Raw genomic sequence first — 23059 nt, 5'->3', positions numbered from 1 at the left:
CCGTTAAAATTTGTACACAATGCTGTTGGAAAAGTTGTAGTAAAATTTCAGGATAGGTACCACGGGCCTTGAATCGTACATGGAACTGAAAGAGAACCCCAAATCAAAATGTTTTGCAAAGTTGACGGTAAAGTTGATATTGGATGCAAGGCGGTACTGGCCGAACAAGTTATTGAATGGCATCTGCAAAAATACCACAGCTGAAATATTGCTGTTGGCAGACGTTTTTCCTTCCCACCTTACATAATTATTTGATTTTAGCAAGCTTGTTACCTGGTTGGTTTGAATGGCAGGCTTTAAAGCAGAATCAACTGCTGTGTAGTTCCAGGTTTCGTTTTCATACATCACGCCGGAAGCAACACTAAACTCCTGGTTGTTTTTATTCCAGTGATTGTACCGGGCGTTAATCCCGCTTGTTAACCGGTGCAGCAACCCCCTTGAATTGTTCCATTGATATTGCACAAAAGTTTCCGGCTGCCAGGTGTTCTTATAATCATGCCGCCAGCGGAGATGCAGGTAACCTGAATTTAAAAAATCTTGTCCGCCATTATAGGTAAAACGGTAGCTGGCAGCGAGTATCAGCAATTCCTTATAGTGGCGTAACTGTACATCCAGGGCATTGGTACCATCCAGTAATAATTGTCTCTGTTTATCACCTTCAATACCAATGGCCAGGTTAGCTTTCAGCATTGTTCTTTTTGTATAGGCTGAAGTGTCTGTTTTGTCAATGGTTAAAATTTGGGCATTGCAAAAAGCAAAATAAAAAATCGCCGAAAAAAGCAGCATTGATTTTTTCAAAATACCTCGTTTTAGAGAATCGTTCAAAATTATTTGCCGCAAAAATAAATATAAAAAGACACAGGTGCATCGGATAAAAGCTATCTGCATGTTAACGGAAACTTTTCCTGGGGGGCAGAAAAATTAGCCAAATAAAATGAGTTCCTGCCGTCATTCCGTAGCTGCATGCAGTAGATTTGTACATTATTCAACCAATCAAAATTAATATGTCAGCAACAACGAAAATAGCCCTTGTAACCGGTGGCAGCCGCGGCCTGGGAAAAGATATGGCTATCAGTATTGCCCGCAAAGGAATAGATGTCATTCTAACTTATCGCAGTAGTCAGGCAGAAGCGGAAGAAGTTGTAAAAGCCATTGAAGGAATGGGGCAAAAGGCGGTAATACTGCAACTGGATATGAGTGATTTTAATTCGCTGGATGCATTTGTTCAGCAGGTTTCAGCCACCTTGCAATCCGTGTGGTCAACCGGTTCCTTTGATTTTTTAGTTAACAATGCAGGCATGGGCGCTACCGTGCCTTTTGAAAAAGTAACCGAAGAACTGTTTACTGATTTTTTAAACGTTCATTATAAGGGCATCTATTTTTTAACGCAGAAATTAGTGCCAAATATCAATCCCGGCGGCCGTATCATCAACATATCTTCTGGTACTACCAGGTTTGCCAATCCTGGCTATTCGCTGTATGCATCAATGAAAGGTGCTATTGAAACCTTTACCAAATACCTGGCGAAGGAGTTGGGTGCAAAGGGGATTGGGGCCAATGTTGTAGCACCCGGCCCGGTTGAAACTGACTTCAACAATGCCGCTATCCGCAGCAATCCTCAAATGAAAGGTTTCCTCAGTTCGCTGTCGCCGCTGGGCCGTGTGGGAGCGGCTGACGACATCGGGAGCGTGGTGGCATTTTTATGTACAGATGATGCCAGGTGGATCAATGGCCAGCGCATTGAAGTGAGTGGTGGCATCAATGTGTAGTGACTGGTTTCTAATTGTTGCAGTGATTTTTTCAACCGGAATTTAAAAGCATAACGATAAATTTGTTTAAAATAAAACATGAAAAGAATATCAGTTGACATGGATGGGGTGATTGCGAATGTGTACAGCCAGTTTTTAAAACTGTACACTGCTGAAACCGGTAAAATCATCACATTGGAGGATGCCGTCGGGAAATTTGAACACGAGGTTTTTGAAAATGCCTACCAGTATGTAACCAGTCCAGGCTTTTTTCGTCATGCGCCTGTAATGGAAGGAAGCCAGCAGGTGCTGGAAAAACTGAATGATCAGTATAAAGTTTTTATCGTGTCCGCCGCAATGGAATTTCCTACCAGCTTTGGTGAAAAACGGGACTGGCTCAACGAACATTTTCCATTTATTGGCTGGCAGCAAATGGTTTTTTGCGGATCAAAGGAAATTATCAAAGCCGATATTATGATTGACGATCATTTTAAAAACTTAAATTATTTCACTGGCGAAACCATTTTATTTACGCAACCGCACAATCAGCTGGCGGATGAGGGCGTGCATAAAAGGGTAGATAACTGGCAGCAAATTGAACAGTTGTTGTTACCCTGAAATTTAATTTATAACAAAGCTATTGATTCAATATTATTAACGATTCAGCAAATTAAAAGTCATGTCCACTTCCCGCAGAACCTTTGCCAAAAATATGTTAGCTGCAACTACAGCATTTAGTTTACCTGCTTTTGTAACGGCAGGCAATCCTCAAAAGCAAAACAAAAAATTAAAAATTGTTTGCGTGGGCGGCCATCCCGATGACCCGGAAAGTGGCTGTGGTGGAACATTGGCGATGCTGCAGGTGCAGGGGCATGACGTAACAATTATTTATTTAACCAGTGGTGAAGCAGGCATACCCGGCAAGAGCCATGCAGAAGCTGCGGCCATTCGCACCAAAGAAGCAATTGCTGCCTGTAAAATTTTAAATGCCAAACCAATATTCGCCGGCCAAATAGACGGCGCAGGTATGGTAGACAATGAATGGGTAGGAAAAATACAGGAACTGATTAAGATGGAGAAGCCGGATATTGTTTTTACACACTGGCCAATTGATACACATAAAGACCATCAGGCAGCCAGTCTGCTAACCATACAAAGCTGGGTGAGACTTGGGAAAATATTTGAACTTTATTTTTTTGAAGTATGCACCGGTTCTCAAACGATGGGTTTTAAGCCGACCGATTATGTAGATATCACCAACACAAAAGAACAGAAAAAGAAAGCGGTATTTTGTCACACCAGCCAAAACCCGCCGGGCATTTATGCAGCATCTGATTGCAACCATGGTATGATGGAAATATTTCGTGGCATAGAAATAAATGTGGCTGCTGCAGAGGCTTTTGTAAGGATGGGAACGGCACTTGATTTTGGGTGAATAACATATTCGCAGTTAGCAACCACTCGTTCCCGTAGGCTGGTCAACACGATTATTTTTTTGCAGCTAATACAACTTCCGGCAACTCCACCACTTTTTGCTGATGAATTTTCCCGTTAAAAATTTTAAATAAAACAATTACCGAGGATGCTTTGGCAGCGGTTACGATGTCATACATTTTCCGCCAGTTGCGCCAAACATATTCGCCAGTTTTTTCGGTGCCGTAGCCTTCAATTCCGCCAATGAGGATGATCGTCTTTCGGTTGATGAGTTGCAGCCTGGCAAATACACCGTAGTCTATTTTCTTCTCCCTGTTGGCGGCGTACGCTTTACCCATCAGTACTATTTTATTTTGTTGTGGCAACCAGTCGAAGCAATTGCCAAATGCATTTTTCTTTAACAGGGATGCGGTCAGCCGGTTGCCAAATAATCCAATATTCACCCATGTTTCCCGCTTATTGTTTTCTTTTTCAAATTGTTCCACTACGGAAGAATCGGTTAAGATTTTATAATTGCTCACATTCATCCGGGTACATAATTGTTTGAAAAGCACTTCGGTTTTGATGTCGGTGTAGGCACCAAAATGTGTTGCAGGTAAGTTGGCGTCCAGCTCGCCAAAAGGGTAGTTGATAAGGATGGTTTTAATACCCGTTTCTTCCCGGTAATTTAACAGGCGCTTAAAATAGGTTTCATCATCGGCGGCTTTAAACTGCAGTAAATAATTTTCTGCTTTTTCCAGGTATGTATTATAGTTCCTGCTTCTTTTATACAACTGGCTGATGCGTTCATGAAACTGGTTAAAATGTGGTACCGGCAGGTTCAGTGCCTGTGCCACAAGGTTGAAGGTTTCTTCTTTTGCTTTTAATAAATAATCGCGATTGGTTTTGCAATACCTTGATATTTGTTTGGCTGCGGACAGCACGCCTGCACTTTGTTTACCTGTTTTCAACAACATTTTTTTGATGTCGGTTTCTGTTGGATATTCCTTATTGGTTCGCTTCCTTACTTCGGCGATAATGTAAATACCAAAGCTGACTTTTACTGTATCATACTGTGTTTTAATTATTTTTTTCAATGGCTCCCGGTATTTTAAATAAATAATTTCTGTAAAGAATTTTGTTGCCATAGAGATATAAACGCTGCTGCAGCGGATTAAAACAGATAAGACAGATTTTTTGTTCGCCTGATGATATCTTGTTTCGCCAGGACAGCATAAATCAAGATCAGTCTCATATCATCTGTTAAATCAGCGTTTCTATCCTGCCCGTAATAAACCACCATTTTTAAATATACAACTATTTCATTTTGGACGTGGCTGGACTTGCTATTTAAATTGACTCAGAACGATTGTAATATTGTTCTGTCAATTAAAAACGATATCAAATGTGTCATCATGAAAAAAACAACAATACTGTTTGTCCTCGCTTTAACAACGGTTGCCGTTCTAAGCTTTGTTCCACTGGCATTTTTAAAGAGTCCGCAAAAAGTATTGCGGCACGTAGTGATGTTCAAATTTACGGCGGCGGCAACACCGGCCATCGTGCAGGATATAGAGAACACTTTCAGAGCACTGCCATCGAAAGTACCTTCGGTAAAAGGGTTTGAGTGGGGCACCAACAATAGTCCGGAAGGTTTTAATGAAGGATTGACACATTGCTTTGTTGTAAGCTTTGATGACGAAAAAGGCAGGCAGGCTTACAGGGACAACCCGGCGCATAACGATTTTGTAAACAACCACCTGAAACCCTACATGGAAAAGGTGCTCGTAGTGGATTATTTTGTAAATCAATAATATGGATCTTCAGTTAACTAATAAAAAGGCATTGGTTACGGGTTCTACAGCCGGTATTGGTTTAGGCATCGCAACCTTCCTGCTAAAAGAAGGCGCCGGTGTTATCATCAATGGAAGAAGCGAAGCACGGATTGCACAGGCAATTGCGGGGCTGCAAAAAGAAATACCCGGCTGTGATGTAACTGGAATCGTGGCGGATTTTTCAGACGTGAATCAAGTCGATGAGCTGATCATAAAGGCGGGTAATATTGATATTCTAATCAACAATGTCGGCATCTTTGAACCAAAGGCATTTTTTGATATTCCGGATAAGGATTGGTTTAGTTTTTTTGAAGTGAATGTAATGAGTGGGGTGCGCTTATCAAGGGCTTTTATGCCGTACATGCTGCAACAAAACTGGGGAAGAATTATTTTTATTTCGAGCGAATCCGGCGTGCTTACGCCCGGCGAGATGATTCATTATGGCACCACCAAAACGGCGCAGCTGGCAGTTTCGCGGGGACTGGCAGAATTAACAAAAGAATCGGCTGTTACAGTCAACACTGTATTGCCCGGCCCTACATGGAGTGAAGGCGCCAGTGAATTTGTTAAGCGTTTGGCGCAGTCGCAGCAGTTACCCGTAGAGCAGGTAGAAGCATCTTTTTTTAAGGAAGAAAGGCCGACCTCATTATTGCAGCGTTTTTCGACTGTAAATGAAGTGGCAACCATGGTGACCTATTTGGTTAGTCCGTTGGCGTCGGCTACCAATGGCGCTGCTGTTAGGGTTGACGGGGGAGTGGTGAAACATATTTTGTAGCGCTTTACATTTCGGCAGATTGCATAAACAAGTTGCCAATTGGTATGCGGTAAAAGAGGGCGACGCAACCATGATTCACATAGGTTCTTAGCCCGGACCAAAAAATAAAGTAAACGATCTTATCATATTTTCTAAAATTCTTTTATCAAACTAAAAACGATTGTTATGCAAGTAGAAGAAAAACAAAGCATGACCATGAATACCATGGGCAAACTGTACGATAACAAGCAAACGCCGGGCAACGCGTCGGTGGCCCGTACGGCACAAAAGTTAAATGAGCGAAGCAACGGAAAGCCTTTGCGTGAGTTAACTGAGGAACAGTGGAAATTCTGGATTGAAAATGGGTATGTAATTATACCCAACGCCGTACCCGCTGACGATGTTGAAAAAATGGCCAGCCTGCTGTGGGATTTTGAAGAGAAAGATCCTAATGATCCGGAGACCTGGTATGCCGAGCCAAGGGCAGAAATACAAATGAAGGAGTTGAAAAATACGGGTATGGTAGAGATGTATAATAACCCGCAAATGTGGAAAAACAGGATGAACCCGAAAGTATATAACGCTTTTGTTGACATCTGGGGCATTGAAGAATTGTGGGTTACTATTGACAGAGCCAACTTGAATTTTCCGGTAAGACCGGGGCATGAATACAAAGCCTTTATTCATTTTGACATTGATACCAGCATGAATCCGAAACCGGTGAATGTGCAGGGTGTGCTGGCTTTGAGCGATACGGATGAATTGACCGGCGGCTTTCAGTGTGTGCCTGAATTGTACAGAACTTTTGATGAATGGGTAAAAACTCAACCTGCCGACCGGGATCCGTTTAAACCGGACACAACTGGTTTTGAAATTAAAAAAGTGATGTGTAAAAAAGGCGACCTGCTGATATTTAACAGCATGCTGGCGCATGGCATTCGTAAAAATGAAAGTGACCGCCCGAGACTGGCGCAATACATTTCTATGACGCCTGCGGTGGAAGATAACGAAGACCTGGTAAACTGGCGGGTAAATTCCTGGCGGCATCGCATAGCGCCGGAAGGCTATGCGTTTCCGGGAGACCCTCGTAAATGGGAACAGACCAAATATGAAAGAGCAGAGTTGACAGAGTTGGGTGAAAAATTATTGGGTTTGAAGAAGTGGCATTGATATACCTGCGGGTTAAATGCGGATTCTATAAAATAAAAACGCCATGATGTAGTAATGCATCATGGCGTTTTTTTGCTTTGGTAATTTTTACCAGATATGTATCCTGTCTTTTTCTGCTACAAACATTTTATCTCCTTCTTTGACATTAAAGGCGTTGTAAAAAGGTGTGAAGCTCATCAATGGTCCCCATACCCTGTACTTGGCGGGCGAGTGTGGATTGGTGTTGATTTGCTGACGCAACGCTTCGTCTCTGCGTTTGCTTCGCCAGCCTTGTGCGTAAGATAAAAAGAAGCGCTGGTCGGGTGTATAGCCCTGTATTTTTGTTGTATCTTTTCCCTGTGCCGTCATTTTAAAAGCATCGTAAGCAATGGCGATACCGCCAATGTCTGCGGTATTTTCGCCCTGGGTTAGACTGCCATTGATGTGCAGCGTATCCAGTACCGTAAAGCCATTGTATAATTTGATGACCTGTTCTCCTTTGGCTTTAAATTTTTCCAGGTCTTCTTTGCTCCACCAGTTTTTTAGATTGCCATCTTTGTCGTATTGAGCGCCCTGGTCGTCGAAGCCATGCGTCATTTCATGACCGATGACCATGCCGATACCGCCATAATTCATAGCATCGTCTGAGTTGGCATCGAAGAAAGGAAACTGTAAAATACCTGCCGGAAAAACGATTTCATTAAAGGTTGGATTGTAATACGCGTTGATGGTTGGCGGTGTCATTGTCCATTCTGTTTTATCAACCGGTTTATCCACTTTATTAACCTGGTAAGCATATTCATTTTTACCGCAGGAAAGCAGGCTGCCGATAAAATCATTCCGGTCGATAACCACTTTACTATAATCCCGCCATTTGTTGGGAAAGCCGATCTTCTTGATAAAAGTATGCAGTTTGGCGACGGCTTTTTGTTTGGTGTTATCGTTCATCCAGTCCAATTGGGTGATGCGCTTTTCGAAGGCTGCCTGGAGATTATTTACCAGGTCCAGCACTTTCTTTTTGGCTTCTTCACCAAAATATTTATTTACATACAACTGCCCCAGGGCGTCACCCAAATTTTCATCTACCACTACATAATTCCTTTCCCATCTTTCTTTCAATTTCTTTTGGCCGTTCAATGTTTTGCCATTGTATTCAAAAGATGCATTTACAAAATTGCTGCTGAGGTGGTTAGCGAAACGGTCTGTCAGATGAAAATGCAGGTAAGTTTTCCAGTCCGCCAGCGGTACCGATTTTAGCAGCTCATTTAATTTGGTATAATAAGTGGGATGGCTCACATTCACTGAATCAGTTTTTACATTCAGGTTGATCAGCAATTGTTTCCAGGCAAGCGTTGGCATCTTTGCATCCAGATCAGCCACCGCCATTTTGTTATAATTGCTTTGCGGATCCCGCAGCTCTACGTTGGTTCGGTGGCTTGCTGCCAGTTGCTTTTCCAGGGCATACACAGTGGTGGCGTTTTTTGCGGCGGTGGCACTGTCGGTACCGGTTAACATAAACAACGTGCGGATGTACTGCTGGTATGCGGCAACTACGCTCAGAGTCGCTGCATCAGTTTTAAAATAATAATCCCTGTCTGGTAAACCAATCCCTGCCTGGTAGTATACTGCAATATTTTTTGCACTGTTTTTTTCATCGGATCCTACATATTGCCCGATCAGCATAGGGATGCCCGAGGTGCATAAAGCAGTTACAAACTGCAGCATTTCTTTATTATCTTTTAACGAATCAATATTTTTCAGCAATGGTTTGATGGGTTCGTAACCCAGCTTTTCTATTTTGGCTGAATCCATACTGGCGGCATACAAACCGCCCACCTGTTGTTCGATACTATCGCTTTTTTTTGTGCTTGCAGCGGCTTCTTCCAGTATTGTTTTAATGCGGGATTTTATAATGTTTTGCATCTCCAGGCCTGAACTGGCACCGGATTCGGTCGGCAGGATAGTAGCTGTATCCAGCCATTTTCCGTTGGCGTATTGAAAGAAATCATCGCCTGGCCTAACGGACGAATCAATGTATTGAACCGATAATCCTCTTACCTGTGATGTGTTCGTTTGCGGCGAATTTTTACAGGCGAACAAACTAATTGCCATTAATGAAATAATCCATGCTGCCGGTGAATATTTTGACATAAAAAGTTGTTTGGTGAAAGAAAAACTGACTGTACAAGATAAACATTTTAAGCAAGCCCGGCTGTTTAAGTTGCTTGTTTTCTTTGGCAGTTGGACGGCTGGCAAAAGGCCGGGGCAGGCGGTGATTTATGGCGCTACGGAGTGAAAGGCCGCGAGGTATTTGTCAATATACAATTGCTTTGATTTTGATTTGTATTGCATTACAAACCTGGGATGTTCCAATGCGATGATATTGTTGAAAAAGCCGTGTGTGTCGTTTAGTTGCCGTAAGAATTTTTCATTTTTACCATTGCCAAAACAAAAACAGGTATCAGTTTCAACACCAAAGCTGATTTGTTTTTGAATGTTTTCGATAATGAAATCGTATACCGCATTGGTAAGTTCCTTGCTGTCGTAATAATTATAATTGATTTCTTTGCCATTGGCTGCAGTGGCAGTAAAGCCAAGCGGGCAGATTGAGTTGATATAAAAATCCCGGTAAAAGCTGGTTGCTCCGCCGTATGCATCAATTACTTCGTATACAAATACGGACGATGGTTCATGTGTTTCTTTGCCTTCATATTGCAGGTGACATTTTTCAACCAGCCTTTTGGTATCTGTAAACGGAATGCCGGTTACGCCACCGCCAAACCTGCCGGGATTGATGCCTAAAATTAAATGACGGCGCCCGGTATCGTTATAATATTTTTTATAAAAAGCAGTGGATAATGCGGGTACGTTTTTATTTTCTTTGAAAGGATTCATCATGCTGATACCGGCGGGGAGGCTACCTTTAAAATCAATGGTTTTGTTGAAGGCAATAACTTTATCAGCAAATGTTTTCATTGTGTTGTTTTACATAAAGGTATTTCACATAGAGGAACAAAGAATACAAAGAACGCAAAGGTTTTTTTCGTTGTTTGCTTTGTATTCGTTGCCGTCGTTGTGTGAAATTAAATATACGGCAAAATGCAAAGAGGCAGCATTGGGTTTTGCTGCCTCATGTGTTTTTTCGTGCCGCTTTAGTTAATCACTATGTCACGTTTTGCTGCTTCCTTTCCGGGAACCAGGGGCAGGCTTACCTGCAACACACCATCTACATACTTAGCGGTAATGTTTGTTACATCAACAGATTCATCCAGGTCGAAAGTTCTTTCGAAACCTCCACGGCTGTATTCCCTTAAAATCCAGTCGGGACGGGGGAAACCCTCCGGCGGGAGATAAGAAACCGTGAGGGTGGAACCCTTCACATCCAGGTGAAAATGTTCTTTGATGCGGCCGGGAGCAAACACCAGCATTTCATAACTGCTGTCTGTTTTGTAAATGTTTACTGAGGCCCTTTGCATTGAGCGGATAAGCATGCCACGGTTGCGTGGATTGCTTCCATAGTTGTTGCCTTTTGCGGCGCATGACTGATTGTAGTGCATGTTTTTCAATTTTAGAATTAACAATATTGTTATAAGAATTAAGACGGATGAGGATGGAGAATATTTTAAGTAGCAGCTATAAAAATATGTAGCAATTAAATCCTTGATTTTTAATTTATTCCTGTTTAGAAATACTCTTACTTTCATAAAACTCAGGTGAGTAAACCGGCTGATGGTTTTTAACCTTAGTAGATAGATCAACAAAATTTGGCCCACCTTATTACCTTATTATAACTGATTAAATTTTAAAGTTGATAAGGTAATAAGGTTTGAATTATTGGATTTGTTTTTCTACTAAGGTCTGTATCCGAAACCAGTTTTATGGATTGTCAGGGATTCAAACAATGTCTAAGTACATGGTTCATTGAGGTGTTAACAGTTTGTTGGATACCTCAACCAGGAGGCTGAAGCTGCCATGAAAAGATACAATTGAACGGTGCGACGCCGATGCCGCTGCCATGAAAATTAATGCTGGTAAAACAAATTATGATCGCTTATGATAATTTAAAATCGCCCAGGTGTTAAACACTACAGCAAGTCCAAGTACGGACAGCAGGTGATATTTGATATCTGCAAAGCCGCTTCCTTTTAAAACGATCATGCGCATTACCTCAATAAAATAAGCAACGGGATTTACTTTGGTGATCCATTTGGCCCATTCCGGCATGCTGTCGATGGACGTATATAAACCGCCGAGCAACATAAAAACCATCATCACAAAAAAGCCTACAAACGTGGCCTGGGTTTGGGTTTCAGCATAGGTTGATATCAATAAGCCAATACCTAATAAGGCTAGCAGAAAAACCATGGCAAATAGATAAATCAGGGAGATGTTACCAACGGGTACAATTTGATAAAATAACCTGGCGATAAGCAAACCGATGGTGAGGGTGATTAAACCCATGATCCAAAAGGGGATGAGCTTACCTAAAATAAAGGTGGTTTTGCTGATGGGGCTTACGTTGACTTGTTCGATGGTACCACTTTCTTTTTCCTGCACAATGTTGAGCGAGGTAAGAAATGTGCCGATCATGGTGAGCAACGTAACTAGGATGCCGGGCACCATAAAATCTTTATAATTCATGGTGGGGTTGTACCAGTTGGAAGATGTGATTTCAATGGTTGGTATAGCATTGAATGCGGGAAAGGTCATCCAGTCCAATCGTATTTCCTGGTTGAAATCCCGGATGATGTTGGCAGCGTAAGCACCGCCCAGGTTGGCTTTGGCGCCATTCACTGCATTAACGGCAAGTAGCATGCTGCTCTTATTTTCTTTTACAAGATCTTTCTCAAAGTTTTTTGGGATTTCAATTACCAGGTCTGATTTATCTGATTCAATGGATTCCATTGCCTTGTTGTACGAAGGCGAGTAATCGGTTAAAATAAAATAACCGGAGGCCGTTATTTTTGAAATGAATTTTTGTGAGTAGGAAGAATGATCATGATCAACGATACTAAGCAAGACATTCTTTACCTCGTAATTGGCCGCAAATGGAAAGATGAGCAACTGGATGATGGGCATGATGAGCACCGACCGCAGGATAGCAGGATTGCGAAACACCTGCCTGAATTCTTTTTCCAGTAAAAAAGACAACTGTTTCATGCAAGCCTGATTTTGAATTTAGAGAAACTGATGGTAAGAAAAAACAAGGTCATTCCAAAAAGTATCAGCGTTTCTTTCCAGATCATTTTAAAGCCAAGGCCTTTGATCATGACATCTTTTACGATGATAAAAAACCATTTGGATGGCACGATGTTCGACATAAATTGTAAGGGCTTTGGCATGCTTTCAATCGGAAACATAAAGCCACCTAACAACAAGGTTGGCAGCATTAAACCCAGCAAAGAAATCATTTGAGCAGTTTGTTGAGAATTGGTTACGTTTGAAATCATCAGCCCCAATGAGACTGCTGTCGTTATAAACAGCAGGGCTTCGCCCATCAATAATAACAGGCTTCCGTTGATGGGTACCTCCAGCAAGGTGACGCTTACGACCAGGATGGTTGAAACATTTACCAGGGACAAAAACATATACGGAATGGCTTTGCTTAAAATAAACAGCAATGGCTTCAAAGGCGATACCAGCAACACTTCCATGGTATTGATTTCTTTTTCCCGTACGATGGAAACCGAAGTCATCATGGCTGAAATAATAATCAGGATCATCGCCATCACCCCTGGTACAAATGTATAAGCACCCTTTAACTGCGGGTTGTACAACATCCTTACCTGCGGCTCAATCTGGTAGGGCAGGGGAGCATTTGCGGTAAGATCATTTTGATAATCCCTGATAATACTTGTTGCATAATTGGTTACTGTTGTGGCGGTATTTGGGTCGGTTGCATCGGCTAATAATTGTACCTGGGCATGGTTGGCGTGCAACAGGTTTTCGCGGAATTTATTTTGGAAAACTACGACCAGTCTTATTTTACCGGTTTTAAACGCCGCTTCAATATCAGCCTGCGAATGCAGGTAGCGGGCAACATTAAAATAGCGGCTGGCATCCAGCCGGTGAATGATTTCAACCGTGGCAACATCTTTGGATTCATCCAGTATGGCGATATCAGAATCTTTAATTTCATTGGTCAGCGCAAATCCAAATAAAATTATTTGCACAATGGGCATCAAAATAATAATGAGCAATGATTTTCTGTCACGGAAAATGTGGTAGAATTCTTTTTGAACAAAGATGAGAAATTGCTTCATTGTGTTTTTTGTTAGTTATTCAATTGCTCTAAACATCTTGTATCTTTTTTGCTACTGCGTTTTATTTTCTACGCCGCGGCGGAGAACTAGAGTAGCTGCTGGCGGCTAGTCGTCGCTCCGCTTCGCACCTCTCGCCAACTGTAAAAAAACTTCATCCATTGATTTTGCATTGTATGTTTTTTTCAGGTTCCTGGGTGTATCAAGCGCTTCAATTTTTCCATCTACCATGATGGATACCCGGTTACAATATTCTGCTTCATCCATGTAATGTGTAGTAACAAAAATGGTAATGCCTCTTTCAGCGGCCTGGTAAATCAGGTTCCAGAATTCACGCCGCGTAATCGGGTCAACACCGCCGGTTGGCTCATCCAGAAATACAATTTTAGGTTCATGAAAAATGGCAACTGAAAAAGCCAGTTTTTGTTTCCATCCCAGCGGCAATGCTTTTACCAGTGTATTGGCTTCGGGAGTAAGGTTTAGCTGGTTTAAAAGCTGTGCCGTTTTTTCTTTGATGGCTGGTCTGGCCATGCCATAGATACCGGCATAAAAGCGAATATTCTCCGTTACGGTAAGATCCTCATACAAGGAAAATTTCTGGCTCATGTAGCCGATGTTTTGCTTTATTTTTTCGGTTTGTTTGTATACGTCGAAACCTGCTACAGTGGCCGATCCGCTGGAAGGCATGGACAGTCCGCACAGCATCCGCATGGCGGTTGTTTTACCTGCACCGTTGGCGCCGAGAAATCCAAAAATTTCTCCCTTGTCTACCTCAAACGTTACCTCATTGGTGGCAATAAAATCGCCAAACTTTTTGGTGAGCTTATTGACTGTTATAACGGCTTCTTTCATGTTGATAAAATATTATTGGCTCATCAATTCGATGAAACAATCTTCGATATTGGGCTGTGTCACCTGCATTTCAATTTCATGATGGGATAGATGTTCCAGGTAATGCATCACGGGATCCATTCCTTCTGCATCATTTTTTAATACCAGGTGATGAAATTCACCAAAGGCATAACATTTTTCCGTGTTGCTGTATTGCTGCAGATCATTGAGCAAGCGGAACATTTCTGCTGAACGTACTGACCACATTTTTTTTGTAAATTGTTTGATGATAGACTGGGGTGAATCAATGCTCATAATTTTACCGGATTGAATCAGCGCCACCCGGTCGCACAATTCAGCTTCGTCCATATAAGGAGTACTCACCAAAATGCTGATGCCTTGTTTTTTCAGGTTCCTGAGCATCTCCCAAAATTCTTTTCTTGACACTGCATCCACACCGGTAGTAGGTTCATCCAGGAACAATACTACGGGACGATGTATCAGCGCACAACACAAAGCCAGCTTCTGTTTCATGCCGCCGGATAACTTGCCGGCACGGCGGGTTTTAAATGGTTCCAGCTGAAAATAAATTTCTTTGATGAGGTCATAATTTTCTTCAATGCTGGTATTAAAAATGGTGGCGAAAAAGCGGAGGTTTTCTTCCACCGAAAGATCCTGGTACAAAGAAAATTTGCCGGGCATATAGCCAATGCGGTTGCGGATTTCCTTGTATTGTTTTACCACATCAAAACCGTCAACGGCAGCATTACCAGCGTCGGCCAGCAGCAGGGTAGTCAGTATCCTGAACAAAGAAGTTTTGCCGGCTCCATCCGGACCAATAACCCCAAATAATTCGCCCTTAGCCACCTCCAGCGAAACATCATCCAATGCAGTCACAGTCTCTTTTTTTGAGCCGTACTTTTTAACGATATGGTCAACTGTTACTGCTTGCATTTGGATTGTTGAATTGTTGTATGGTTGAATTGTTTTATTGTTGGATTGTTGAATTGTTGAATTGCTTTATTGTTAGATTACTTTATTGTTGATTGTTACATTGTTGAATGTTGCTTTTTGTGACTGGACTGATTGCTTAAAGATTATGCTAGTGACAGTAAATTATTTATGTTGAGAAATGTAAAGAAGCAGTAAGCCCTTCATATCAGTGAACTCCAAATAACCATTCAACAATACAACCATCCATCAATCAAAAGCGTTAACCAACAACTCGAAAGAAATCAGCCATCAAAAAATCAGACATCAGAATTTCACTTCCCCATACATTCCAATCTTCAAATACCCATCGTTCTTGACATTGATCTTGATAGCGTATACCAGGTTGGCTCTTTCTTCTTTTGTCTGTATCGTTTTTGGTGTAAACTCTGCTTTATCTGATATCCACGTAATGATACCGGGCAATTCTTTGTATTTTCCTTTACCATCATCTACCAACACTTTTACCTGCTGGTGTAATTTTACCTGTGCCAGTTGGTCGCCGGTGATATATGCCCGCAATTTCATGGTGCTGAGATCAGCAATTTTATAGATGGCTTTACCGGTGTTGGTGAACTCATTGGCATCGGCATATTTAGTGAGCACTGTGCCTGTAACAGGATTTACAATATTGGTTTTATTCAGTTGATCCTGAATCTGCGCCACTTTTTTCTCCATCGGATTTTTTTCACTTAATATGCCTCTGTTTTGTATGGCCACTGACTGGCGCTGCGATTTTACCTGGCTCTGTAAAACCGCCAGCTGACTTCTGGAAGCCAATATTTGTTGCTGTAACACATTTATCTGGCCGGTGATATCATCCAGTTGTTTCACAGGGGAAGCGCCAGCATTCACAAGGTTTGTAAAGCGTGCCTGTTCTTTTTGCAGTGTTTTTAATTGTTCTTCCTGCACGGCGATTTGTCTTGTTTGGGCAACCATCTGGGCTTGCAGAATATTGATCTGTGGCAACGCATCGTTTGTTTTTTGCGTGATGGCATCTACTGATGAAGCTGCTTGTTCCTTCTGCAATTCAATAGCAGAAGGATCAATGTTGCCGACTACCGAATCCTTTATCAGTGTAGCACCTTCTTCAACATTCAGCCTCATGATTTTACCGGTAGCTTCTGCTGAAACAATGATTTCATCTGCTTCAAAAGTTCCTGTAGCATCATATTTTGTATTGCCATTTTTACAGGAAGCTGCTGTTATCACCAGGCTCAGTAAAAGCAATTTAATAGTCGACTTCATATTTTCTGATTGATTAATTATTGAACAAAGATTTATTCACCCGTGATGATTTTATAATTGTATTGCGCCTGCAGCAGCGACACTTCATGTAATTTTTGGTTCAGCATTGTCTGGCTTTCTGCATTCTGTTCCCTGATAAAATCGTTGGAGGTGATGATACCATTGCTTAGCTGAAGCGCTGCATTTTCCCTGATGCTAGTCCGCAGGTTTATAATGGCCGAATCACTTTGCACCAGCTGATTGTATTTATCTATTTCGCCTTTTTGGCGCACCAAAAGTTGCTGGTTATTTTTTAAAAAATTTTCTCTTTGTTTGTTTACTACCTGCTGCTGTATCTTTAAAACATCCTTATCTTTTTGCTGTGTTATGCGGCTCATAATGGGAATATTCAATCGTACACCCGAAATATAAAACCACTGAAAACTATTTTTTAATTGATTGAGTCCCGGTTTGCCATAGCCGCCATCCGCAAAAAGTGACAACTTCGGATTTGTTTTGGCAGTGATAAGTTGTGATTGCAATTGGATACTTTGCTGCTGAAAGTCAAACAATTTTAATTCGGGTCTGGCAGCGATTGTGTCCGCATTTTTGATTGAAGTAACAGGTTTAGAAAGTACGGTATTTTGATCTACATCAGCGCCAGTAAGAATTGCCAGCATTTCAATGGCTTCTTTTTTGGCCGATGCAAATTCTATTTTCTGCTGCGCTGTTTTCAGCAATTCAGCCTTTAATACATCTGCATTACTTTTAATGGCTACGCCATTTGTAACCTGCGCTGCTACAATCTTGAGGCTGTTGTTTAAATTTTCTTCTGCGAGGTTCAGTAATTGTACATTCTCCGCCATCAGTAATGCTGTAAAATAATAATTGTTGATGCTAGTTTTTAGTTGATACAAATCCACTTCCACTCTTTGTGCTTCTGTTTGAGTTGTGATGCGTTGCAGTTTTTTCTGCCCGGCAATCAATCCGCCATCGTACACAGGTTGCACAAGGTCAAGCGTTCCCTTGTACTGATCTTTATCCAGCGATTCAATGGTGAGGTTAGGCAATTTGATGGGTAATGACGTAACGTCCGATTGATAGGTTGCCTGAGCATTGATGTCCAGTTGCGGCAACCATTTCAGGTTAATATTTTTTTCTGTTTTGTTGCCCGCTGCAATCGTTAATGCTTTTTGCTGGTAGAGCGGCGAGTTAGCAGCAGCAAGTTTATAACACTGGTCTATTGTAAGCTCATTCAAATGCTGTGCATTCAGTAATTGATGTGCTGAAAGGAAGATGATCAGCAGCAGTATTTGTTGAGTTAGGATTCTTTTATTTTTATGCATATCTGATCAGTTTAATCATGGTGTTCATTTTTATATCAGGCTTTAATGGCATTAATAATAAACTGCGCCACTTCTGTCTTTCGTGCCTGTATCATTTCCTGGTATTGTTTTTCCGTCATCTGCATTACCTTCCTGATCATCGGTTTGGCAACGAAAGGAAAGATGCTCAGTGACTGGATATTGATCAGCAATTGCTGGGCACTGATCTTCAGGATAATTCCTTTTTTTACTTCCCCATCAATTTGTTTTTGAAAGCCAGCCAGCACGTCTTTTGCCTGCAACTGTTTAAATTGTTTCACCATCATGGCGGGGTTGCGGCTTATCTCGTTCAGCACAAACAATGGCATATCCGGGAACTGGCTGATTCGCTCAATATCCAACGCTACAATATGCTGTATCTTTTCAAACAAAGGGATATCATCAGACAAAACAGCAGCCAGGTTGGAAAAGAATTTCCTGAACTCCTGCTGAAAAATCAGTGCGAATAATTTTTCCTTTGATTTAAAATAGTAATGTACCAGCGCTTTATTGATACCTGCTCCATCAGCAATATCCTGCATGCGTGCTCCCGTAAGCCCCTTTTGCGTAAAGGCTTTGCGGGCTACCTGCAGGATGGCTTCTTCTGTATTGTTATCCTTTTGCTTCATTACAATTATTTAACCATTTGGTTAAACTGAACATAAAGGTAAGCGATGAATAATTACTATGCAAAAAATTTAACCAGATGGTTAATTTTTGAATCGATAAAACCGACTTGATAATTTGAGATGTAAAAAGCAGGATTTAATTATAGCAAACTTGCATCAATAGCGGCGCTGATATTTTGCAGGCCCTGTTGCAGAACGAGCTCATTTGTCCAGCCAAAGCCAATGCGCATGTACGTGTCGGGCATGCTGAACCAGTGACCGGGCCCGACCATTGTGTGGTAAGCAGACATCAGGACATCGTAAAATTTGTTGGTATCTATTGGCAGCTTATTTTTAAAACGTGCAAAACACACTACACCGCCTTCCGGTAAAATACATTCCATCCGGCTTTCCTTTTGAAGCCATTCTTTTAGGATTTCAAAATTCTGCAGGCACTTTTTATTAATTTCGGTTGCGAATTTTTCTTTCTGAAGGTAAAACTGGTAAGCTACTTCTTCATCCAACACAGAGTTGCTGATATAGATCATTTCTTTGGCTGCAAGAAAGCGTTCCATCATCACTTCATCTTGCGTGATCAACCAGCCGATGCGCAAACCAGGCAAACCAAACGCTTTTGATAAAGAAGATACCGTAATGACCTTGTTACTTTTTGTAGCAGCAAGCGGGTAGGGTGTTTTAAAACAGGCATCCCGGTAGGTTTCGTCTAACAGCAAATGTATATTGTGCCTTTCTGCAATGAGAATGATTTCGTCAATGGCAGCTTCGCTTATCAGCATACCTGTAGGATTGTGCGGCGTTGTAATGCTGATCAGCTTTGTGTTTGGCTGAATGGCGGCCTCAATTTGTTGTACGTCCAGTTTCCATTCTGTCTCAAAATGAAGGTCGATAAACGAGATGCTGCAGCCAATGGTCGAGGGCACTTCAATATTGGTTGCGTAGTTGGGCCGCACAACAATTAAATGATCATCTGCAGTAAGAAGAGAACTATTGATAATAAACAATGCACCGGCAGCTCCATTGGTGAGTAAAACATTTTCTTTATCAAGATTGATAAAGTCCTGCACAATCAATTCCCTAAGAGCCGGTTTACCCCGATGACCAGTGTACTCCAGTGTAAGGTCATTAATTGAAAGATTTAATTCTCCGACTGTAATATCAGTAACTGAGCTTTCAGAAAGGTTATAGTGGATATTACCATAACCGATCTCCTCCGGAGATTCCTTCTCAATAGGCATGCGTTTGTAGAGCATAATAATTATTTATTTAGCATGATAGGAACGTGGATGACACTAATCCTGGCGGATTAAAAACGGATTTTTTTCTGTCTATTATGCTAATCAATTTCTCAAAATACAATCCGCATTATCCGTTCAGCTCTCTATCATCCGTGTTCCCATTCGTCCGCAAGATAAAATCCGTTTTTAATCTGTGCTTTCCGCGTCATCTGCGTTCTATCCATCCGCAGGATAAAAATCCGTTTTAAATCCGTGCCTTCCGCGTCATCAGCGTTCCTATAAATATTGCGCAGCAACTATTTTAATTGTGTTGCATCAACCCTTGATGGTGTATCTTTTCCGCTTATAATGGTCGCAGAACTCAACGCAATGGCTTTAATAATTTCAGCCATGTTTTTCATATCCAGCGTACCAATTTCATCAGATGCTGTGTGGTAATTTTTTTCATCATCCATTTTTGATGTTGAGATAGTATGCGCCGGAACACCAAGCCTCGCAAGGGTTGCATTATCTGACCGGTAAAATAATTGTTGCTCAGGATATGGATCAGGATAAAAATTAAAGGAACTGCCTTTCAGGTTTTCCTGCAGAATTTTACCCATGTCTGACTTTTCGAAACCGGTGATGTACGCGGATTTAGTTCCCCATTTGGACTCAGTGCCGATCATCTCAATATTAAACATCGCCATCACTTTTTCAGGTGCCAGTTGCTTGGAAAAATATTGCGAGCCAAAGCCGCCCAGTTCTTCCGCTACAAAAGTCGCGAATACCAGCGTGCGTTCGTTGTTGTTCAGTTTGGCAAAATACCTGGCCAGCATAATCACGGCTGTCGTACCCGCGGCGTCATCATTGGCGCCGTTATAAATAGAGTCCTTCTCATCATGCGGTGCACCTTCCGCAGGAGAACCAACACCCAGGTGGTCATAGTGACCCGAGAAAACAACATACTCATCCGGCTTGCTTTTGCCGGGCAAAACGCCTACTACGTTATTCAAACTTTTCTTAGAAATAATGTTGGTGCATTCAACCGAAAATGCAGCAGCTTCTTTAGTTCCAAAAACAAAAACAACCGTATTGGTACCAGGAGAGGATGTGATTTTATCAATATGCTGTATGTTCTTTAACCGGTTGCTAAAGCTGCTATCAACCAACACCAACAAGTTTTTTTTGCTTTGGTAATATTCGTAAAATTTCGGGCCGAATTTATCACCGGCATTTATTTTCACTATTTCCACATCACTTTTCTCTGTAAGGTTCACCGAAGGCTGGTAAGAAAAAATTGCCGTCAACGAATCTGGAATTGGCTTCCCGTCAATCACAATTGTGCTGCTTTGGGTTTCAGCCTGCGTCATGCTAAACTCCTGACGGTAGTTGGCTGCACCATTAAAAGTTTGCAGACCTGCTTTTTTAAACTGTGCTTCAATAAACGCAGAGGCTTTATCTATGCCGGGGGTAAAAGTGCGCCGGCCCTGCATGTCATCGGCTGACAGTACCTTTTCAATTTTCTTTACCTGTTTAGCCGTAATAATACTTTTGGCTGATTGCGCATGAACTGTTAACAGCATGCCTGCACTAAGTGACAATAAAACAATTTGCTTAAGCATAGTTTGTAAGAAGCGTTATTTAATGAGTAATAAAAATCCGACCTACGGTTCTAAGAGGAAAGATACTTGTTTTTTCAAAACACCATTGCACCGGAAGTGTTTTGTAACAAACTGCTTTCGAAAAAAGGAATTTAAAATAATAAAAGTATTTAAATACTTTTATTAAGAATAAACTCCTATCTTTGTGGAGTAAAAAATTAAAAACAACATTTTATGCAAACACTCACAGACAATATCCTGAACGTAACCTTACTGGAACCACGCCAGAAACACCCTACAATCTTTTTACGTTTTGATGAACTGACAGAAGGGGAGAGCCTGACCATTCACAATGACCATGACCCGAAACCTTTGTACTACCAGTTGCTGGGCGAAAGAGGTAATATTTTTGTTTGGGAATACCTTGAACAGGGCCCCGAATCATGGAAGGTAAAAATAACTAAACGCATCAGCACAGAAGGTGAAGAAACCCTGGGAGCGCTTGCCGCAGCAGATTTGCGCAAGGCGCAGATATTTAAAAAATATGGTCTTGATTTTTGCTGCGGTGGTAAAAAAACTGTAAAGCAGGCTTGTGCTGAAAAAGGTTTGGACGTTACTAAAATAGAGCAGGAATTGCAACAGGCTGATCAGCTGCCATCATCAAGACCCATTCCATACACAGACTGGCCACTTGATTTTTTAGCAGATTATATTGTGAATACGCATCATAGTTATGTCATCAAAAGTCTGCCTGACTTAAGAAGCTATGCACATAAAGTGCTGAAGGTACATGGCAGTCATCATCCTGAATTGGCAAGAATTTATGAACTGGTGGAAGCCATCAATACAGAGCTTACCTCACATCTTGCAAAAGAAGAAAAAGTGTTGTTTCCTTACATCAAAGAAATTACGAAAGCAGGTAAAAGTACAGAGCCATTGCATGCTGCACATTTTGGAACAGTGCAAAATCCAATCAATATGATGGAAATGGAGCATGAAGAAGTGGGCAAAAACCTGGAAGAGATCAGGGAACTTACAAAAAATTATACTTTGCCTGAAGATGCCTGTGCCAGCTATAGTTTGCTGTACCGTTTGCTGGATGAGTTTGAAGAAGACCTGCACCTGCACATTCACCTGGAAAATAATATCCTGTTTCCAAAAGCCCTGGCCATGGAAAAACAATTGCAGGCTTAACACAATTATTACCTGTCAGCGTTCATAAAAATTACTAGAAGTGATCATCAATGTCAATACCAAAATAGGCACAATTATCAAACACCAACCAGGTGCGCTGGAAGCTATTGTTGGTATCAGCACTGCGTTTGAAAAACTCCGCAATCCTTTATTGCGAAAGATTATGGCAGGCAGAACAAGTATAGCAATGGCATCTAAAGTGGGAGGCTGTACGGTAGAAACATTTTTTAATGCATTGAAACCGCTTGGCTTTGAAACAGACACCAATGAATTGCCGGCTGCCATTGTTAAAAAGCAGTGGCCCGGCTTTTTATTGTCGCTTAAAAAAGATCAGCTGGTTACCCTGGATGTAAGGCCGGTAATTGCCAAAGGCGAAGACCCGTTGAATAACATCACACAAAAAGTAAAATCATTAAAGCCGGGGCAGGTGTTAAAGATCGTCAATACTTTTGAACCGGTTCCGCTGATTCAGTTACTGGAAAAAAAAGGATTCGAAGTATACGCTGACGTGATCAATCAGCAACTGGTGGAAACTTATTTTTATAAAGCAACTGCTTCTGAACAAAGTGATTTACCCGCCGAAGTTGCTTCATCAAAAAGCTGGAACGAAACGCTGCAAAAATTTGGTGACAGAAGAAAGTATGTTGATGTACGTCAGCTCGAAATGCCCTTACCTATGATCACCATTATGGAAGCTTTACAAACGCTGGCTGCAGACGAAGTGTTATTTGTATACCACAAACGTATCCCGGTATTTTTGTTACCAGAGCTTACCGAACGGAAGTTTGAATACCTGATCAATAAAACGGCAGACGCCGGAGTAGAGTTGCTAATTTATAAATCCTGA

Annotated in this window: 22 protein-coding genes; 8 read left to right on the top strand and 14 right to left on the bottom strand. The window is 41.6% G+C overall.

The window, feature by feature from the left end:
- Positions 1-3 precede the first annotated feature (3 nt).
- Positions 4-798, bottom strand: coding sequence for a DUF481 domain-containing protein (locus tag JWR61_RS09935; protein ID WP_290337655.1), 795 nt, complete (start codon positions 796-798; stop codon positions 4-6).
- A 206-nt stretch (positions 799-1004) separates the two neighbouring features.
- Between JWR61_RS09935 and JWR61_RS09930 the strand changes: the two genes are divergently transcribed.
- The 3 genes from JWR61_RS09930 to JWR61_RS09920 all read left to right on the top strand — a co-directional run bounded on the left by JWR61_RS09930 (position 1005) and on the right by JWR61_RS09920 (position 3183).
- Positions 1005-1769, top strand: a complete 765-nt coding sequence (locus JWR61_RS09930; RefSeq protein WP_301927668.1) for an SDR family NAD(P)-dependent oxidoreductase — start codon at positions 1005-1007, stop codon at positions 1767-1769.
- Between the two features lie 78 nt (positions 1770-1847).
- Positions 1848-2366, top strand: a complete 519-nt coding sequence (locus JWR61_RS09925; protein ID WP_290337653.1) for a 5'(3')-deoxyribonucleotidase — start codon at positions 1848-1850, stop codon at positions 2364-2366.
- A 61-nt stretch (positions 2367-2427) separates the two neighbouring features.
- Positions 2428-3183 carry a PIG-L deacetylase family protein gene (locus JWR61_RS09920; RefSeq protein ID WP_301927667.1) on the top strand — a complete coding sequence of 252 codons (756 nt, stop codon included), beginning with the start codon at positions 2428-2430 and terminating at the stop codon, positions 3181-3183.
- A 52-nt stretch (positions 3184-3235) separates the two neighbouring features.
- Here the strand turns inward: JWR61_RS09920 and JWR61_RS09915 are convergent, their stop codons facing one another.
- The gene (locus JWR61_RS09915) at positions 3236-4309 is read right to left on the bottom strand and encodes a hypothetical protein (protein ID WP_301927666.1); all 1074 of its coding nucleotides are present in this window, start codon (positions 4307-4309) and stop codon (positions 3236-3238) included.
- Between the two features lie 267 nt (positions 4310-4576).
- Here JWR61_RS09915 and JWR61_RS09910 point away from each other — a divergent pair, with 267 nt between their 5' ends.
- From JWR61_RS09910 to JWR61_RS09900, 3 genes are all read left to right on the top strand, one after another.
- Positions 4577-4975 carry a Dabb family protein gene (locus tag JWR61_RS09910; RefSeq protein WP_301927665.1) on the top strand — a complete coding sequence of 133 codons (399 nt, stop codon included), beginning with the start codon at positions 4577-4579 and terminating at the stop codon, positions 4973-4975.
- Between the two features lies 1 nt (position 4976).
- On the top strand, positions 4977-5771 hold the full coding sequence (locus tag JWR61_RS09905) for an SDR family NAD(P)-dependent oxidoreductase (RefSeq protein WP_301927664.1): 795 nt from the start codon (positions 4977-4979) through the stop codon (positions 5769-5771).
- Between the two features lie 165 nt (positions 5772-5936).
- Complete coding sequence (locus JWR61_RS09900; RefSeq protein ID WP_301927663.1) at positions 5937-6920, top strand: phytanoyl-CoA dioxygenase family protein; 984 nt, start codon at positions 5937-5939, stop codon at positions 6918-6920.
- An 87-nt stretch (positions 6921-7007) separates the two neighbouring features.
- Here JWR61_RS09900 and JWR61_RS09895 read toward each other — a convergent pair whose 3' ends face one another.
- From JWR61_RS09895 to JWR61_RS09840, 12 genes are all read right to left on the bottom strand, one after another.
- A complete protein-coding gene (locus tag JWR61_RS09895; RefSeq protein WP_301927662.1) occupies positions 7008-9050 on the bottom strand; it encodes a M13 family metallopeptidase in 2043 nt (680 codons plus the stop codon).
- Between the two features lie 126 nt (positions 9051-9176).
- A complete protein-coding gene (locus JWR61_RS09890; protein WP_301927661.1) occupies positions 9177-9875 on the bottom strand; it encodes a uracil-DNA glycosylase family protein in 699 nt (232 codons plus the stop codon).
- A gap of 176 nt (positions 9876-10051) precedes the next feature.
- Positions 10052-10456 (bottom strand): Hsp20/alpha crystallin family protein, encoded by a 405-nt coding sequence (locus tag JWR61_RS09885; protein WP_301927660.1) that lies wholly within the window; start codon positions 10454-10456, stop codon positions 10052-10054.
- Positions 10457-10940: 484 nt separating this feature from the next.
- The gene (locus tag JWR61_RS09880) at positions 10941-12059 is read right to left on the bottom strand and encodes an ABC transporter permease (protein ID WP_301927659.1); all 1119 of its coding nucleotides are present in this window, start codon (positions 12057-12059) and stop codon (positions 10941-10943) included.
- Entirely contained in the window at positions 12056-13162 is a 1107-nt protein-coding gene (locus JWR61_RS09875) for an ABC transporter permease (RefSeq protein WP_301927658.1), read from the bottom strand. Before JWR61_RS09875 ends, JWR61_RS09880 begins: the two co-directional genes overlap by 4 nt.
- Before the next feature lie 105 nt (positions 13163-13267).
- Positions 13268-14011 carry an ABC transporter ATP-binding protein gene (locus JWR61_RS09870; protein WP_301927657.1) on the bottom strand — a complete coding sequence of 248 codons (744 nt, stop codon included), beginning with the start codon at positions 14009-14011 and terminating at the stop codon, positions 13268-13270.
- A 12-nt stretch (positions 14012-14023) separates the two neighbouring features.
- Positions 14024-14944: an ABC transporter ATP-binding protein gene (locus tag JWR61_RS09865; protein ID WP_301927656.1), complete on the bottom strand. Its 921-nt coding sequence runs from the start codon at positions 14942-14944 to the stop codon at positions 14024-14026.
- Positions 14945-15247: 303 nt separating this feature from the next.
- Complete coding sequence (locus JWR61_RS09860) at positions 15248-16228, bottom strand: HlyD family secretion protein (RefSeq protein ID WP_301927655.1); 981 nt, start codon at positions 16226-16228, stop codon at positions 15248-15250.
- A 32-nt stretch (positions 16229-16260) separates the two neighbouring features.
- Positions 16261-17553 (bottom strand): TolC family protein, encoded by a 1293-nt coding sequence (locus JWR61_RS09855; RefSeq protein ID WP_301927654.1) that lies wholly within the window; start codon positions 17551-17553, stop codon positions 16261-16263.
- 35 nt (positions 17554-17588) lie between these two features.
- Positions 17589-18200, bottom strand: coding sequence for a TetR/AcrR family transcriptional regulator (locus tag JWR61_RS09850; protein WP_301927653.1), 612 nt, complete (start codon positions 18198-18200; stop codon positions 17589-17591).
- A gap of 140 nt (positions 18201-18340) precedes the next feature.
- Positions 18341-19450, bottom strand: a complete 1110-nt coding sequence (locus JWR61_RS09845) for an aminotransferase class I/II-fold pyridoxal phosphate-dependent enzyme (RefSeq protein WP_301927652.1) — start codon at positions 19448-19450, stop codon at positions 18341-18343.
- A gap of 281 nt (positions 19451-19731) precedes the next feature.
- Positions 19732-21039: a M28 family metallopeptidase gene (locus JWR61_RS09840; protein ID WP_301927651.1), complete on the bottom strand. Its 1308-nt coding sequence runs from the start codon at positions 21037-21039 to the stop codon at positions 19732-19734.
- Between the two features lie 213 nt (positions 21040-21252).
- Here JWR61_RS09840 and ric point away from each other — a divergent pair, with 213 nt between their 5' ends.
- Positions 21253-22212: an iron-sulfur cluster repair di-iron protein gene (gene ric, locus JWR61_RS09835; protein ID WP_301927650.1), complete on the top strand. Its 960-nt coding sequence runs from the start codon at positions 21253-21255 to the stop codon at positions 22210-22212.
- 40 nt (positions 22213-22252) lie between these two features.
- Entirely contained in the window at positions 22253-23059 is an 807-nt protein-coding gene (locus tag JWR61_RS09830; RefSeq protein ID WP_301927649.1) for a DUF2249 domain-containing protein, read from the top strand.

This window comes from Ferruginibacter sp., from assembly GCF_028288465.1.
Taxonomy (GTDB): domain Bacteria; phylum Bacteroidota; class Bacteroidia; order Chitinophagales; family Chitinophagaceae; genus Ferruginibacter.
This window is presented reverse-complemented; position numbering and strand designations above follow the sequence as displayed.

Coding starts and splice junctions, on each gene's coding strand:
- JWR61_RS09915 (WP_301927666.1), bottom strand. CDS start 4,309: ATGGCAACAAAATTCTTTACAGAAATTATTTATTTAAAATACCGGGAG.
- JWR61_RS09885 (WP_301927660.1), bottom strand. CDS start 10,456: ATGCACTACAATCAGTCATGCGCCGCAAAAGGCAACAACTATGGAAGC.
- JWR61_RS09870 (WP_301927657.1), bottom strand. CDS start 14,011: ATGAAAGAAGCCGTTATAACAGTCAATAAGCTCACCAAAAAGTTTGGC.
- JWR61_RS09840 (WP_301927651.1), bottom strand. CDS start 21,039: ATGCTTAAGCAAATTGTTTTATTGTCACTTAGTGCAGGCATGCTGTTA.
- JWR61_RS09905 (WP_301927664.1), top strand. CDS start 4,977: ATGGATCTTCAGTTAACTAATAAAAAGGCATTGGTTACGGGTTCTACA.
- JWR61_RS09860 (WP_301927655.1), bottom strand. CDS start 16,228: ATGAAGTCGACTATTAAATTGCTTTTACTGAGCCTGGTGATAACAGCA.
- JWR61_RS09850 (WP_301927653.1), bottom strand. CDS start 18,200: ATGAAGCAAAAGGATAACAATACAGAAGAAGCCATCCTGCAGGTAGCC.
- JWR61_RS09925 (WP_290337653.1), top strand. CDS start 1,848: ATGAAAAGAATATCAGTTGACATGGATGGGGTGATTGCGAATGTGTAC.
- JWR61_RS09895 (WP_301927662.1), bottom strand. CDS start 9,050: ATGTCAAAATATTCACCGGCAGCATGGATTATTTCATTAATGGCAATT.
- JWR61_RS09890 (WP_301927661.1), bottom strand. CDS start 9,875: ATGAAAACATTTGCTGATAAAGTTATTGCCTTCAACAAAACCATTGAT.
- JWR61_RS09855 (WP_301927654.1), bottom strand. CDS start 17,553: ATGCATAAAAATAAAAGAATCCTAACTCAACAAATACTGCTGCTGATC.
- JWR61_RS09865 (WP_301927656.1), bottom strand. CDS start 14,944: ATGCAAGCAGTAACAGTTGACCATATCGTTAAAAAGTACGGCTCAAAA.
- JWR61_RS09920 (WP_301927667.1), top strand. CDS start 2,428: ATGTCCACTTCCCGCAGAACCTTTGCCAAAAATATGTTAGCTGCAACT.
- JWR61_RS09875 (WP_301927658.1), bottom strand. CDS start 13,162: ATGAAGCAATTTCTCATCTTTGTTCAAAAAGAATTCTACCACATTTTC.
- JWR61_RS09930 (WP_301927668.1), top strand. CDS start 1,005: ATGTCAGCAACAACGAAAATAGCCCTTGTAACCGGTGGCAGCCGCGGC.
- JWR61_RS09845 (WP_301927652.1), bottom strand. CDS start 19,450: ATGCTCTACAAACGCATGCCTATTGAGAAGGAATCTCCGGAGGAGATC.
- JWR61_RS09880 (WP_301927659.1), bottom strand. CDS start 12,059: ATGAAACAGTTGTCTTTTTTACTGGAAAAAGAATTCAGGCAGGTGTTT.
- JWR61_RS09900 (WP_301927663.1), top strand. CDS start 5,937: ATGCAAGTAGAAGAAAAACAAAGCATGACCATGAATACCATGGGCAAA.
- JWR61_RS09910 (WP_301927665.1), top strand. CDS start 4,577: ATGAAAAAAACAACAATACTGTTTGTCCTCGCTTTAACAACGGTTGCC.
- ric (WP_301927650.1), top strand. CDS start 21,253: ATGCAAACACTCACAGACAATATCCTGAACGTAACCTTACTGGAACCA.